The 15,824-nt window shown below is 32.6% G+C and carries 13 protein-coding genes, 1 tRNA gene and 1 pseudogene; 2 read left to right on the top strand and 13 right to left on the bottom strand.

The features are described 5' to 3' along the window. Positions 1-511: 511 nt before the first annotated feature. Positions 512-1,450, bottom strand: coding sequence for an FAD-dependent oxidoreductase (locus tag IJI80_RS02115; RefSeq protein ID WP_292787201.1), 939 nt, complete (start codon positions 1,448-1,450; stop codon positions 512-514). A gap of 296 nt (positions 1,451-1,746) precedes the next feature. Here IJI80_RS02115 and IJI80_RS02110 point away from each other — a divergent pair, with 296 nt between their 5' ends. Then, on the top strand, positions 1,747-2,208 hold the full coding sequence (locus IJI80_RS02110; RefSeq protein ID WP_292787204.1) for a DUF2112 family protein: 462 nt from the start codon (positions 1,747-1,749) through the stop codon (positions 2,206-2,208). A 194-nt stretch (positions 2,209-2,402) separates the two neighbouring features. Here the strand turns inward: IJI80_RS02110 and gatE are convergent, their stop codons facing one another. From gatE to IJI80_RS02060, 10 genes are all read right to left on the bottom strand, one after another. Beyond that, positions 2,403-4,340, bottom strand: a complete 1,938-nt coding sequence (gene gatE / locus IJI80_RS02105) for a Glu-tRNA(Gln) amidotransferase subunit GatE (protein WP_292787198.1) — start codon at positions 4,338-4,340, stop codon at positions 2,403-2,405. 12 nt (positions 4,341-4,352) lie between these two features. After that, on the bottom strand, positions 4,353-5,660 hold the full coding sequence (gene gatD, locus IJI80_RS02100) for a Glu-tRNA(Gln) amidotransferase subunit GatD (RefSeq protein ID WP_292787196.1): 1,308 nt from the start codon (positions 5,658-5,660) through the stop codon (positions 4,353-4,355). 256 nt (positions 5,661-5,916) lie between these two features. Further along, positions 5,917-5,989: transfer RNA gene (locus IJI80_RS02095), tRNA-Ala, on the bottom strand. A gap of 525 nt (positions 5,990-6,514) precedes the next feature. Then, positions 6,515-6,946 (bottom strand): very short patch repair endonuclease, encoded by a 432-nt coding sequence (locus IJI80_RS02090; RefSeq protein WP_292787194.1) that lies wholly within the window; start codon positions 6,944-6,946, stop codon positions 6,515-6,517. A gap of 77 nt (positions 6,947-7,023) precedes the next feature. Next, the gene (gene nadE, locus IJI80_RS02085; protein WP_292787203.1) at positions 7,024-7,770 is read right to left on the bottom strand and encodes an NAD(+) synthase; all 747 of its coding nucleotides are present in this window, start codon (positions 7,768-7,770) and stop codon (positions 7,024-7,026) included. A gap of 212 nt (positions 7,771-7,982) precedes the next feature. Beyond that, positions 7,983-9,476, bottom strand: coding sequence for a 2-oxoacid:acceptor oxidoreductase family protein (locus IJI80_RS02080; RefSeq protein ID WP_292787191.1), 1,494 nt, complete (start codon positions 9,474-9,476; stop codon positions 7,983-7,985). Between the two features lie 12 nt (positions 9,477-9,488). Continuing rightward, positions 9,489-10,655, bottom strand: a complete 1,167-nt coding sequence (locus IJI80_RS02075) for a 3-methyl-2-oxobutanoate dehydrogenase subunit VorB (RefSeq protein ID WP_292787189.1) — start codon at positions 10,653-10,655, stop codon at positions 9,489-9,491. Beyond that, complete coding sequence (locus IJI80_RS02070; RefSeq protein WP_292787186.1) at positions 10,656-10,910, bottom strand: ferredoxin family protein; 255 nt, start codon at positions 10,908-10,910, stop codon at positions 10,656-10,658. 138 nt (positions 10,911-11,048) lie between these two features. After that, a complete protein-coding gene (locus tag IJI80_RS02065; RefSeq protein ID WP_292787183.1) occupies positions 11,049-12,722 on the bottom strand; it encodes an AMP-binding protein in 1,674 nt (557 codons plus the stop codon). Between the two features lie 160 nt (positions 12,723-12,882). Further along, positions 12,883-13,443 (bottom strand): cupin domain-containing protein, encoded by a 561-nt coding sequence (locus tag IJI80_RS02060; RefSeq protein ID WP_292787180.1) that lies wholly within the window; start codon positions 13,441-13,443, stop codon positions 12,883-12,885. 427 nt (positions 13,444-13,870) lie between these two features. On the opposite strand from IJI80_RS02060, the gene IJI80_RS02055 reads away from it, so the two are divergent. Next, positions 13,871-14,239 (top strand): hypothetical protein, encoded by a 369-nt coding sequence (locus tag IJI80_RS02055; RefSeq protein WP_292787177.1) that lies wholly within the window; start codon positions 13,871-13,873, stop codon positions 14,237-14,239. A 186-nt stretch (positions 14,240-14,425) separates the two neighbouring features. Here IJI80_RS02055 and IJI80_RS02050 read toward each other — a convergent pair whose 3' ends face one another. Further along, positions 14,426-15,460, bottom strand: a complete 1,035-nt coding sequence (locus IJI80_RS02050; RefSeq protein WP_292787174.1) for a TIGR01177 family methyltransferase — start codon at positions 15,458-15,460, stop codon at positions 14,426-14,428. Between the two features lie 45 nt (positions 15,461-15,505). Beyond that, positions 15,506-15,824, bottom strand: a pseudogene (locus tag IJI80_RS02045) (hypothetical protein); the annotation flags it as partial.

The raw sequence follows: 15,824 nt of genomic DNA, 5'->3' as shown, positions 1-15,824 counted from the left end.
CTAAAATTGTCATATAATCTCTCAAAATCATTTTTACGAGTAAATTCTTTGTATAATATCATATTAAAGCTAAAAAATAAATGAATTTATTAGCTTAATAGTTATATAATATTATATTATTTTAATATATATTTAATATAATATATAAAGTTACTACATTTAAATTACTACTTTTTAATCAATGTTAAATTACTTAAATTAATTTACTTAAATAAATTTAGTCAAATAAATTTAAATACTATTAAAAGATAAATAAAAGATTATGAAAATCGATGAATTAATTACTTATTTAATAATTATTATTGTTGTAGCAGTTTTAATTAAATTATTTGCATGGCTACTTCCTATTCTTGTTGTTTTAGCAATAGCATATGTATTATATATTTTTATAACTGAAAAAGAGTATTAATCATATTCTTTTTTGTTATTTCTTTTTTTAAAAAAATATTAATAATTCGTTTGAATACGAATAATAAAAATCTTAAAAAAATATAAAAAATATGAAAAATATTCATATATTGAAATATTTATAAGCTGACATAGCAGCTACAGCGCCTTCTCCACAAGCCACTACCCATTGCTTGACTCCACCAGTGATATCACCAGCAGCATAAACTCCTTCTATATTGGTAGCTTGATCCTTGTCAGATATGATATAACCGTCATCATCTAAAGCAACACCTAATTCCTTTGCCAATTCATTGGAAGGATCATCACCAATAGCTACAAAGACAGCATCTGTTTTATAATCCTCTTCATTACCATTCCTTAAAAGGGTAACTGATTCAACAGCCATATCCCCTTTAATCTCTTCAATGGTTGAGTTCCAAAGGACTTCTATTCCATTTTCCTTTAAGGCATTTTGAAGGTGATGCTCACATCTTAACTCATCTCTTCTATGAACCAATTTTACATTGCATCCAAGATTATTAAGGTATAATGCCTCTTGAGCAGCACTGTTTCCTCCACCTACCATAAGAACATCTCTTCCAATGAAGAACATTCCATCACAGGTTGCACAATATGCCACTCCACGACCTAGGAATTCTTCCTCACCAGGAACATTCAAATGCCTGTGACTTGATCCAGTAGCAAAAATGATTGTTTTAGTGAAGAATTCCTTTTCACCAGCATCATCGCTAGTCATTAGCAATGGAGAATTCTTAGTCTTTAAATTAAATCCTCCTTCTGCCTTTTCAATGGAATCGATTACAGTGTTTTCCATAATCTCACAGTATTTCTCACTTTGCGCCTTCATCTTTTGAATGAGTTCCATTCCAGCAATCATGTCAAAACCAGGATAGTTCTGCATCATAGGAACTTCCAATCCTAATCCTCCAGCCATTCCCTTGTCAATGACTAAAGTTTTTGAGTTTTGTCTTCCAGCATACATTCCTGCAGTCAATCCAGCAGGACCTGCCCCAATAACTATAATATCGTATTCTTCCATAATTACACCAATAAGACTTGTCTAAAAAATACTTAAATCATTTAATAATTAATAATATTCATCAATTTATAAATTAAAAGAAAAATATAAAATTGTTTCCTTAATTAACAATTATTCTTACTTATTTATATATTTTAAGATAAAAATAATAATATAGATATAAAAAATAAGAAAAATACATATAAAAATTAGCAAAAGAGAGTTAAAAAAAGGATTGGCTAACATATGAAAGTGGCAGTTATACCTGATGCAGCAATGATTATTATCCCCCTAATTGAAAAAATGGGCATGAATACATCTCCCCCACTAACTTTTCAAAGTACAATAATAATGAGAATGAAGACCCAGATGATAAATTGGACAGAAGCAGAGCTCCATTTACATTATATGGTGAAAGGATATTGATTGGAAACAAATACACAACCAATGAAATTCCATCAGGAGTCAGAGGAAGATTATCATTAATGGATGTCATTATACAGAATGCTGAAGCTGCCATTATCTTAGGACATAGGCCAAAGGATTATAAGCCAATGTACGACGTATTGAATGAATTGATCCTATTTGGTGGAACAGGATGCATCAATGAGCACCGGCTTGTTATAAACATAATGAAAAATAGAGATATTCCTATTTTGGAATTGGCTCATCCAAAAAATCAAGAGGAACTTATAAATCTTATAAATCGAGTAAATGAATTTCTAAAGAATCTGGAAAAGTATAAGGCAAAAATATCCTTTTTAATGATGATGATTTAACAATCGATTTGACAGAGCGAGAAAAAGAAAAAATAGATTTGAATGAATTCAATAGAATTTTAAAGGAATATTGATTTATTTAAAATCTTAAAAAAATAAAAAAATTAAAAATAAGAAAAATAATTTAAAATAAGAAAAATAATTTAAAATAAGAAAAACAATAATAAAAAAGAATAAGAAAAGAAGATATATAATTATAAAAGATTTTGAATCTCTTCTCTTACAATCTTATTCACTAAACTACCATCTGCTTTTCCTTTAAGCTTTTTCATGCTCATTCCCATTAAAGGACCCATAGCACCCATTTGACGTTCCTTAATCATGGATTCGTTTTGAGTAGCTATCTCATGAATGATGTCTCTAACTGCATCTTCACTTAAAAGAGTTAAATTAGCTTCTTCAGCAATTTCTGCCACATCAGCATCTGGTTTTTCGCTAACTGCAATCATTAAGTCTTTAATTGCATCCTTAGATATTTTTCCTTCTTCAAGAAGTGAGAATACTTCAACCAATTTATCTTCATCAAAGATGGAAACATCAATTCCTTCTCTTCTTAAATCCCTTAAATCGGAAACAAGTACAGAAGCAACTGTAGTTGGATCAACTTTAACTTTAGATAATAATGATTCAAAGGTATCTCCAAGCAATCTTCTAACGATTTGGCTAGCTAAATCTTCACTTAGCTTGTATTCTTTCTTGATTCTTTCCTTCTTCTCATCAGGAAGTTCTGGAAGGTTGTTTTTTATAGGTTCTACCATATCATCAGTGATTTGGAACAATGGAATGTCAGTTTCAAGATACATTCTGTTTGCAGTTGGAAGAGGTCTCATGTACTCAGTATTTCCATCATCCAATGCTTTTCTGGTTTCTTCAACTACACCATCAAAAGCCATGTTTGCTCTTCTTATGACTTCATTCAATGCATTTACAGCAACATCCTCGTCATGAGCCACAATAATGATTGCATCTTGAGGACCTATTTTCAAGAACTCTTTCATAGCATCCACTTCATCAGCACCTATACCGTACGCAGGCAATTCATCTGTGTGGAAAAGACCTGAAACACCCATCTTTTTAGCATAACTTGACAATTCAGTACCGAATCTTCTGCCTGGTTGAATCTCTTTACCGATAAGGCCATCAAATCCTCTTAAGATAATACCTTTAATGCATGCTGCAGAGGATAAAATCTTAGATGAAGTGTCTTTAAATACCTCATCAAGATCATAAATGGTATCTTCAACACTTGCATTTCTTTTAATGAGTTCATCCTTTATATCTGCAAGGGCCAATTGTCTTTGGACCTCTCTTTCTACTATTTCAGGCATCAAGTCAAGGTCTTGCACACCTTTGATTTCCACTCTTGCACCTCTTGTAATGGAGATGTTAACATCCTGACGGATTGTACCTATTCCTCTTTTTACATTAGTGCTTCTTAATACCTGACCAATCATGTAAGCAACTTCCTTGATTTGCTCCGGATGGTGCATAGAAGGGTCTGTAGTGATTTCTGCAAGAGGAATTCCTAATCTGTCAAGCCTGAATTCTGTAAATTCATCATCTGAATCAATTCTTCTTGCTGCATCCTCTTCAAGCCCTAATGATTCAATGGCTACTCTACCATATGGAGTGTCCAAGTAACCGTCAGTAGCTGCAAGACCAGTTCTTTGGAAACCACCTGTGTTACTTCCGTCAATTACCTGTTTTCTCATTGTATGGAACTCATCCACCATCTTCATGTTTAAAAGGGAAGCGATAGTGATACAGATGTCCAATGCTTCTCTATTCAATGCATGAGGAGGCTCATCATCAGTTTCAACAAGGCAAGTATGATTGTTGAATGACTCATACTTAAAGGTCATGTCCCTTAAGGATTCCTGCAAAGCAGCTCTGTCTATTTGACCTAATTCACTTTGAGTTGGCCTTAGGTTTCTTATGATTCCATCATCGAATTCATCATCAATAAGTTCAGTTGAACATGGACAGAAAAGCTTATGCTTTGTATTCAATTGTTGGTGAATTTCTAAACCCATCATAAGTCCAAGTTCTTCCCAATTTCTTTCAATCTTAGGAGTTTCAGACTTATTGTTTTTGTTTCCTTTGTTTCCTTTTTTAGATTTGTTTTTAGCCATTTTTTTACCCTCCTAATTCAAGAAATACTTAAGTGAAGAACTTTCATTCAATTCTCCAGCAACATTGGTTTGAATTATATCCTTAACTTCATTCAAGTCTTCAGTCTGTCCTAAAGCCCATGCCAATTTCACATAAGCTGTTTCAGGTGTCATGTCCATACCGGAAATTACACCAGCATCCTGCAATAGCCTTCCTGTACTGTAAACATTCATGTTTATTGTACCGTATAAGCATTGGGAAGTCATTACAACTGGTATGCCTTCATCATTAGCTCTTTGAAGTGCATCAACCATATAATCAGGAACATGTCCAAGACCAGTTCCTTCTATAAGCAATCCTTTGTATCCTTTGTCTATGTGATAATCAATGATATCAGAGCTGATGCCTGGGAATGATTTAATTAAAGCAACTTTGCTTTCAATAGCAGTATTCAATTCCAATTCATTTTCTCCACGTTTTGTATATGGGAGATTGACTGATTTCACTTTACCATCTCTTAAAAGAGCTATTGGCTCTGAGTCAATGCTTCTGAAAGTGTCTCTTCTGCTTGTGTGCATCTTACGTACCTTAGTACCCTTATGAAGTGCACAGTCCCCATCATTCAATGTATTGTGCATCAATACTGTAACCTCTGCAATGTCTGACAATGCAGCACCACAAGAGTTGTAAATATTCAGGAAAGCATCAGTTGAAGGCCTGTCTGAACTTCTTTGTGCACCAGTTATTACAATTGGAACTGGTGTTTTAATCATAAAACTTAATGCAGCTGATGTGTAATGCATAGTGTCTGTACCATGAGCAATCACAATCCCATCAGCACCATTATTGATGTCATCAGCAATGGACTCCGCTGCCTTTACCCAATATTCCGGCTGCATATTTTCAGATAAAATGTTATATAATGCCTTTACATCATAATTTGCAAGATCCAATAATTCAGGGTTTGCCCTTAACAAGTCTTCTGCAGTGAATTTAGGGTGTACAGCTCCAGTCTTGTAATCGATGATTGAGGATACTGTACCTCCAGTGGATATGATGGAGATGTTTTGCTTATTAGGGTCTTTTTCTATTTTATCTCCTTCAAAACCTATTTTTGGCTGGTCTCCCTTTTCAATAAGTTCAATGGATGCAGATTCAATGTTTACTCCAACATTATATCCGCTGTCAAGTTTAATTACAATATAAGCATCTTTTGCATCTTCAGATCTGTCAAGCAATATTCCCTCATAGGAAATATCCTCCTTTGTTACCTTTATTGGATCACCAATGTTAACATTAGCCTTATCTAAAAACTCTTTGGAAATTTCTTTATAAGTCATTTGATTCCTCTTAATCTTTTTGAATTATAATAATTAGTATCATTAAAATAGATTTCAAATCGTTTAAAAATCTATATTATATTAAAATATATTTATTAAAGTATATAATATTTAGTTTAATGTTAAGATCGTTTAATGTTAAAAAATGTTAAATAATTAAAATTACAATTCAGAAAAAACAATTCATAAATACAATTTAGAAAAAACAATTTAGAAATAAAAAATTGATGAAAATAAGATAATAATAAAAATAAAGTGGACTGACCGGGATTTGAACCCGGGGCCTCCGCCATGCCAAGGCGACGATCTACCATCTGAGCTACCAGCCCACGCAAATATATTCATATGAAATTATTTTAAAAAAAGAATTAAAGAATTAAGTTTTTTTAAAAAAACTTAATTGAAAAAATAAAACAGAATAATAGTTAAATCTATCATTCAAATGAATACATTGTACAATAGTACAGGTATTAGTATTATTATATATCGCTTATATATAATCGAGGATAATATCTCCTTCGTTTAGGAAAACTAACATTCCTAAAAATACTAAGAAACTAAAAAATACAGTCATAAACATTTAGCGACTCCATTTTTTAAGTCCTATATTTTCATAGAACATAAAAATTATATACGATTTTCACATTTTAAAAAATCATATATTATTTACTATTATACAAAAACTACTATATAAATACATACGATTTAATCCTCTGATTGTTCGTATTTTCCCGATTAAACTACAAACAATCTTTTATTTTAGAAAAAAATCGTGTTAAATCGTTATAAATAATTATAAATCGTTATAAATTATTACAAATGATAAAAAATTAGTTGAAATTGTAATAATTCTTCTACTCATCACTATCTTGGGAGGTTATCCTATCATATAAGATTTCAAGTGTCTCTTCACGCTTGTCCTTTTTCAATTCACACTCCCACACAGTAAGAACAGTCCAACCCATAGCTTTAAGCTCTTCCTGATTACGAGCATCACGTTCCCTATTTCTATAGAGTTTCTCCTCCCAGTACTCAACATTTGACTTTGGCATTTTAGCATACTTGCATCCTTCATGAAGATGCCAGAAACAACCATGAACAAAGACAGCAGTCTTATACTTTGGAAGAACAACATCAGGACGTCCCGGATATCTCTTATCATTCTTACGGAATCTAAGCCCTCTAGCAAAAAGATATTTGCGAACAAGAATTTCCGGCTTGGTGTCCTTTCCCCTGATTCTTGACATGATATAACTGCGGGTCTCTTTGCTAAATTTATCAGCCATGAAATCATCTCTAAAAAAAAATCAATTATGCTATTTAAATTTATTATTTTTCTTATACAGTTTAAAAAAAAAAAAAATTATTTATATTTGAAACTTGGCATCAATTCCAACTTGAATTTATTCAATTCATGGAGGTAATCAATTCTTTCTTTTGTCTTTTTATCACTAATTTCACCAGTTCGTATATACTTATCCAATACATCATAGGTAAATCCAAGCTTCTCTTCATCAGATTGGTCAGAGAGTCCATCAATCGGTACTTTGTCAACTAACTCATCAGGTAAATTAAGGCTTCTTCCTATTTCCTTAACTTCAGTTACAGTTAGGTTTGAAAGTGGTGAAAAGTCTCCTGCTCCATCACCATATCTTGTTGCATAACCTACCCAATCTTCAGATAGATTGCAATTGTTTGCAACCCTACCGTTATTGCTTTGGCTTACTGCATATAAAACAGACATGCGGATTCTAGGTGGAAGATTTATCATGGTCTGTTCGGATATTTCAATATCAGATTTTATCATTTGATTTAAAACTCCATTAACAGCATCCTTGACATTGATGATGTAATGCTTTATTCCTAAATGATTTACAAGAAGCTTTGCAAAATCAATGTCTGATTGAACATCATTAGGCATTAAGACACCTATTACCCTGTCTCTTCCTAAAGCTTCCACACATAAGGCAGCAACTACAGAGCTATCCTTGCCTCCAGAGATGCCTACAACAGCATTGCAACCTTTCCCATTTTCTTCAAAAAATTCTTGAATCCATTTAACACATTGATCTTTAGCGTCTAATGCGTCAAATTCGTAATCTTTAGTGATAATATCTCCTCATATATAGTTTTAAAAATAGGTTCTTTTCAAATAATAATTTCAATTTTTTATATAATAAACTTTTTTAAAAAAATTAAAATCATAAGAATAAGTTAAATTAAAAGAAATAGTAATAAAATACCTAAAAATAGTAAAAAAAATAGAATTAAAAAATAAAAATAGAATTAAAAAAAGTAGAAAAAAATAAAGAAAAGAGAAAATTATCTGTTTTCTCTTAACCAAGTTGCTCCAGCTTCCAAAACCTTTAAGTTTACATCAATGAGTTTTGGTTTAGCTGCAAAGGTATCCCTAATACCGTTTTCAAATGCTTCTTTAGATAAGATAGGGCTATCTGCACCTAATTCCATTAAAGCACCTAATATTGCAGTGTTCATAGCCTTTGCATTACCCACTTCAGTTGCAATAGCTCTTGCTGGAATAGCAATGATCTCAACATCATCCTTTACATGAAGATTATCCTTATTGTAATCTCCTGCACGGGAATCGTATAGAATTATTCCTTTTTCCTTAACGTCTATTGAGTATTTTTCCAAAGCCGGCTTGTTCATTGCGATTAAGATATCACATTCCTCCACAACAGGAGACCCGATGGTTTTAGATGAAATGGTTACAGAACAGTTGGAAGTTCCTCCTCTTTGTTCTGGCCCATAGCTTGGGTACCAGGACACTTCCTTACCTTCACTACATGCCGCTTGAGCAAGAGTGAGACCAGTACTTAATACTCCTTGGCCACCGAAACCTACTATTTTAACTTTAATGTCATCAAAGTACTCTTCGATTTCCTTGATTTCCTTGCTTCTGTCTATTCCAAAGACTTTATCAAGAGTTTCAATGGAAAAATCACTTACAGGCCTTTCTTTAGGTTCTCTTTCCTTGGATAAATCCCTAAATCTTTTTACAGGGAATTCCTTACCCATTTCATTTACCAAGAAGTCTTCAACACCTTTTACATCTCTTCTTATATTGGTTGGACAAGGTGATAAAACTTCAACGAAAGCATAACCTTTACCTTCCTTTTGAATCATTAAAGCTTTTTTAATAGCTATTTTAGCTTTTCTAATGAGTTTAGGGTTTGCTAAGGAAACTCTTTCAATGAAGACAGGTGCCTTTAGGTTATCCAATAATTCGCATAAGTGCAATGGATATCCTGCAAAGTTAGCGTCCCTTCCGTTTTGACAGGTTACAGTCTTTTCACCAATCAATGTAGTTGGTGCCATTTGACCACCAGTCATTCCGTAAACAGTGTTGTTTACAAAGAAAACAGCTAATTTTTCTCCACGGTTAGCAGCTTGCAATGTTTCATTCAATCCAATGGAAGCTAAATCCCCATCTCCTTGATAACTCATTACAATAGCATTGTCTTCAGCTCTTGAAATACCAGTAGCTACCGCAGGAGCTCTTCCGTGTGCAGTCTGTACATTTCCACAGTTAAAGTAGTAGTATCCAAATACAGCACATCCTACAGGAGAAATCATTACGGATCTTTCTTGAATATCCAATTCATCCATCACTTCTGCAATCAATTTATGTAAAATACCATGACCGCAACCAGCGCAGTAATGAGTATTGTAAATGTCATTTCCTTTTCTAGGGAAGCTATCATATAAGGATTCTGGCTTTTTAATAACTTTTTCTTCAATTTCGCTCATTTGAACTTTTTCAACATTTTCATCAGTTACTTTAATATTATCCATTCTTTCACCTCCCTAATCTACAACCCTATGATTATAATAGTTATCATTATCTAATTCTTCCTGATATTCCTTATCATTTAGGTAGCTTGCATCATAATCCTTTTCATCACTATGAACCTTGTGACGTTCATCGATTCCTACCATCTTATAGATTTCATTAAGAATATCCTTAAGCTCAATTACATTTCCACCCATTCTGTTTACCAAATGGACATCATCGTAATTAGCTGCTGCCTTTACATCTTCTCTCAATTGCCCGTTACTCATTTCAACAGAAACAAATTGGACACCATTATCTGCCAATTCCTTGATTCTTTTTTCTGGGAATGGGAATAAGGTGATTGGTCTTAAGAGACCTAATTTAATGCCTTTTTCTCTTGCAACATCAACAGCAGTTCTGGATAATCTGCTGCTTGTCCCATAAGCTACAATAACAATTTCAGCATCTTCAACCATATACTCTTCATAGACAACTTCATTTTGCCTGATTGTTTCATACTTTTCCTGAATTTGGAAGTTAAAGTCTTCTAATTGATTGAAGTCAAGGAAAATTGAAGTCACTAAATTGTTCATGGTTTCCTTATTGCCTCTTACAGCCCATGATTCATCAATTTCTGGATTGACTGCTTCTTTAGGGAATCTTAAAGGTTCAGCCATTTGACCTAATACTGCATCAGCAAGGACAACAACAGGGTTTCTGTATTTGGTTGAAAGCTCAAATGCTTTCATAGTGAAATCACACATTTCCTGAACGCTGTTAGGTGCCAATACTATATTTCTATAGTTTCCATGACCTCCACCTTTTACGATTTGATTATAATCTCCTTGTTCAGGACCGATATTACCTAAACCAGGACCTGCTCTCATAACATCTACAATTACTGCAGGCAATTCTGCACCAGCTAAAAAGGTGAATCCTTCTTGCATTAAGCTGATTCCAGGTCCAGATGATGCGCTCATAACTCTGTGACCGGTTGAAGCTCCACCGTAAATCATGTTTACAGAAGCCTCTTCACTTTCAGCCTGTACAAATTTTCTTCCTACCATTGGGAAATATTTGGATGCCTCATGGAGAATCTCACTTGCAGGAGTGATTGGATAGCCAAAGAAACAATCACAGCCAGCATATAATGCTCCGATGATTACAGCTGTATTTCCTTTTACGATTTGGTTACTCATTTAAGCATCTCCTTTAGGTTTTCTAGTCCTTCTAGGAATATGAACTTCAATAGCTAATGGTTCAGGACAAGTGTAATAACAATCTCCACAACCAATACAGCCTTCTCCAGTATATTCTGCATATTGATATCCACTATCATTAATCTCTTCACTTAATTTAAGGCATTCCTCTTTGCAAGCGCTTATACATCTTAAACATGCCTTACAATTGTTTTTGCTAATGACAGGATATGGTTTAATTTGATTTACCTTCATTTATTCACTATCCTATAATAAATTTAATTTTTTAATTTTATGAAATTGTTAATTTAATAAGATTGAGCATTGATTTTTCTTTTAAACTTAATCAGATTATTAATTAGAAATTTTAAAAAAATATAAGAAGAGAAAAAACTATTTAAGCTTATTCTCATCTTCAGTTCTGATTATCTTTCTTTGAATCTTACCACTGATTGTTTTAGGCAATTCTTCAACAAACTCAATCATTCTTGGATATTTATAAGGAGCGGTTTCATGCTTTACATGATTTTGAATATCCTTTTTAAGCTCTTCACTTGGCTTGAATCCTTTTGCAAGAACGATTGTTGCCTTAACAATTTGGCCTCTCAATTCATCAGGAACACCTGTAATTGCACATTCCAATACTGAAGGGTGAGAAATTACTGCGTTTTCCACTTCGTACGGCCCAATACGGTAACCGGAAGACTTGATTATATCGTCATTTCTACCGACAAATGTGTAATAACCGTCTTCATCCACATATGCAGTGTCTCCGCAGTGATAGTAACCATCATGGCACACTTCATCAGTCTTTTCTTGGTTTCTGTAATATTCCTTAAATAAACCTACAGACCTTTCTCCTGAAATGTCAAAACAGATTTCTCCTTCAGAACCAATGTCCACCACATTTTGGTCTGAATCCAAAAGCCTTATCTTATATGCAGGGGATGGTTTACCTACACAGCCAGTTTTAGATTCCATCCAAATGAAAGTAGCCAATGAAAGGGTTGTTTCGGTTTGACCGAATCCTTCTTTAATTTCAAGACCTGTAAATTCTTTAAATCTATTGAATACTTCAGGAGGCAATGGCTCTCCAGCTGTAGTTGCGTATTGGACATTTGAAAAGTCAAATTGGGACAAGTCTTCCTTAATCAGGAACCTGTAGATTGTTGGAGGTGCACAGAAAGTGTTTACCTTGTTTTCAATGATCTTTTCCATTAAATCCAAACCATTGAACCTTACATAATCGTAAACAAATACTGCAGAACCTGCAATCCATTGACCGTAGTAGTTACCCCATACTGCCTTACCCCATCCGGTATCAGCAGAGGTGTGGTGAACACCGTCTTCTACAACATTATGCCAGTATTTTGCAGTGATCAAGTGTCCAATTGCATAAGTATGAGCATGTGCAACCATTTTAGGGTTTCCAGTGGTACCGCTTGAGAAGTAAATAAGGAAAGTTTCATCCTCATGAGTTGCATCCTCTCCAGTTGGCCTTTCAAACTCATCACTCATCTTAGCGAGTTCCTCATCAAAGTTTAACCAACCTTCTTTTTCGATATTTCCTACAAGAGCTTTCTTAAGTTCAATGCCTAACTCTTCTTCACAAGCTTCATAATCAGGAATCAATTGGTCCTCTTCTACAGAGACAACCATTTTAATGCTTGCATTTTCCACTCTATAAATTATATCATGAAGTTTTACCATGTGAGTGGTTGGAATAGCTATTGCACCAATTTTGTGAAGTGCAGTCATGCAGATCCAGAATTCATACCTGTTTTTTAAGGTAAGCAATACTGCATCCCCTTTGTTAATTCCTTGGGATTTGAAGAAGTTAGCAGCTTTATTGGATAATTTTTTCATATCCAAAAAGGTGAAGACCTTCTTCTCGTTATCGTCACACCAAATCAATGCAAGCTTTTCTGGGTCTATTCTTGCATACTCATCCACTACATCAAAACCAAAGTTAAAGTCTTTGGGTACAGTAAATTCAAAATTATCGTAAAAATCCTTATAGGATTTGAAATCAACTCTGTTTACAAAGTTTCCTATTAAAGATGTCATTATATCACTCTATTTTTAATCTAAGCTAATACTCCCCTTGAATATAGCCATTAATCCTTCTTATTTTATTGTAAATTTTGTTAAATATCCATTATTTCAATATTAAATATTCATTATTTCAGTTATTCGTTAATATTTTCGTTTTTATATTCTATTTTAATTACATAATTACAGCTAAAAATTTAGCTTTTTCATCGTTTAAAGCAATCATTGCATGTTCACAAGTTGCATCAAAGAATATAGAATCTCCTTCGTTTAAAATAATCTCATTGTCTTTAATGAATATTTTAACAGTTCCTTCAAGAATATAGTTAAATTCTTGACCTGCATGTGAATTCAAAGAAGGAATAGCATCTTCTTTAGGATCAACAGTTACAATAAACATTTCAGCTTTTTTATGAACAAATTTCTTACATAAGTTTTCATACTTATATTCTTTCCTTCTGTCAACAGCAAAACCTTTGTCTGCTCTTGTAACATCAAAATAAGTCATACGAGTTTCTTCACCAGTAAGAATCAAAGCTAAATCAACATTGAAAATCTGTGCAATTTGGTATAAGAAACTAGCTGGAATGTCAATAATACCATTTTCATATGAAATATAAGTTTCTTCGTCTACATCAAGTTCTTTAGCAATTTCTTCTGTTGTAATATCGGATAATTCTCTTAATTCTCTAATTCTCATACCGATATCTTTGTTTACGTCACTCATTTTAACCATCTTTTGATTTTTGTTTTTTAAATTTTAATTGTTTTGTTTTATTAATTTATTATCTATGCTTATATATTTAATATATTATATAATACATAGCATTAATTAAATATGTAATTAAACTAATATAAAGATTATGGTAAAAACTACTTAAAAACTATAAAAAAATAATAAAATTAGGAGATATTGCTTAATTAACTGAATTAAGATATTTTTTCAAGTATTATTGAAATAAAGACTTGATAGGGTTATATCTTTTGAAATAAAAGGAAATTTTTATCCCATTTCAACAAAACAAATAGTGACAAAAATGATTTTTATAAAAAAGTTTATATTAAATAAAACAATAATAGTATACTAAATAATAAAAATTTTAAAATTTACATTATACTAACAAATACATTAAACTAATGATAAAATGAATGGAGGGACTAGTATGGTAAATAGAGAAGACTGCGTAATATTTAAACAAGAATACGGAAATGAATTATTAGTTAATCAAGCACACGTTGGAATCAGAACAAAAGAAGATGGAATGATGTCTTTTAACCTCAGAGTTCCTAAAGATCAAATCAACGATATTGAATCATACTTTAAAGGATTTAAAATCCCTGAACCAATTCTCATTGACATTGCATGCACTGGAAATATCCACTGCTACTTTAAGGGAATTTCACCAATCATTGAAAAACCTGAATATTCCTTTATTTCAGTAACTGTTCAAGAATTAAAGCAAGAAATAGTCGATGAAGAACAGGAAATTGGCATTCCTGCACATGAATGTGTTGGCTGCGGTTTACACTAGTTCAATAAAAATCAAGGTTCAACTTTTATTTGTTGAACCAAATAACTTTTTTTAAATCTTTTTTAAAAATACTAAAACTTAATCTCTTTTTTTAAAAAAAACAAAAATAGAATAAAATTAAAAATGTTTACTATTGTATCTATTACATGTAAACTATTTATTATTATAAAAATTAAACAATGCAATTTAATGAATTTTAGCTATCACAGAAATGATACGAGTTAAGCTTCTATGCATTTTAATTTCATACCTTTCCAATAATATGAAACCTACATCATTGAGGAGTGAATCGATATCTAATGTATGTGGACTAGCCATCACTAAAAGTGCATCTTTCTTCATACTATGTTCAATTGATTGCAGGAATTCACTGAATATTCCAGAAGTACCTTCACCACAGGTAGTTGTGGAAATTCCATAAGGCGGATCTGTAACAACTGCATCAACCTCTTCATACATTTCAAGTTCACGGACATCAACAACATGAGTCTTATAGTTTGTGATTCCAGCATATTCCAAATTAGTTGCAGTGCCTTTTTTCATTTTCCAGTCAATATCACAGCCAATTACCTTACATCCAATAAGACCTGCTTCAATAAGGATTCCTCCAGTACCGCAGAAAGGATCAAGAACGACATCACCCTCTTTAACCCTGGCTAAATTAGCCATGCATCGAGCAAGTTTAGGACTCATGCAACCTGGATGGAAAAATGGTCTCTTATGAGGTTTCATCTCTTCAAAATACTTCTTATTAAGCTGATATTTTCCGTAACAGAGATAAACATGATTATGATGAACTACAACTCTAATGAATGATTTAGGGTCAGATAAGTTAACTGAAATGTTTTCAGTGCTTGTTAAGATCAAATGACCTACTCTCCTTTCAGTAGCTACGGTATCTATTTCAGTGTTGAATCTTTTAACTCTGACTGCAAAGTTCTCATCAACATATTCTGACCAGTCAATAGCTTTGACAGCATTGTCCAAATCCTCATAATCGCATTCATCTATCAATTGATGAACCTCATGAGTGTATCCTAACCTTCTAACGAAAATCCTATAGTAATCATCAAAAACATCCTCATCAAGATTTCTTAAAATTACTAATCCTGGACAAACTATTTCCAATTCTGTCTCTATTTCCTCTATTTCCAAAACTGCCCTAAGTTCAGCCAATGGTAGTTTGTCATGTTCTTGTGATAAGATTAACAATAAATCCATTTTTTATCTCCAATTTTTAAATCAATAATAAGTATTTAATAAGCATTATAATAGCCAAATTTTAGCCAATTCCCTTTTATGGATTGCTGGCAATAATGTTAGAACCAATCCTCTTTTCAAGAATTCCTTAACAAGTATTGATTGATTATCCATATCTCCATATTCAGATATTAGCTTATCTGCTTCCTTTTCCTTTAGTTTTTCAAAGAAATAGTCCAAATCATCATCTGACAATGTGCATAATGTTTTTTGAACCTTAAACTGATAGGAAAATTCCTTTATGAATCTTTCTTCAAAATCCTCTTGATAAGATTTGAGACAATCTTGTAATATCTTGCTGTCATCATGAGTCTCCTTTTCAAGG

Source organism: Methanobrevibacter sp. (assembly GCF_017432245.1).
In the GTDB taxonomy this organism is placed as follows: domain Archaea; phylum Methanobacteriota; class Methanobacteria; order Methanobacteriales; family Methanobacteriaceae; genus Methanobrevibacter.
Note: the sequence above shows the minus strand (reverse complement) of the source record. Positions and strands in the feature narration are given on the sequence as shown.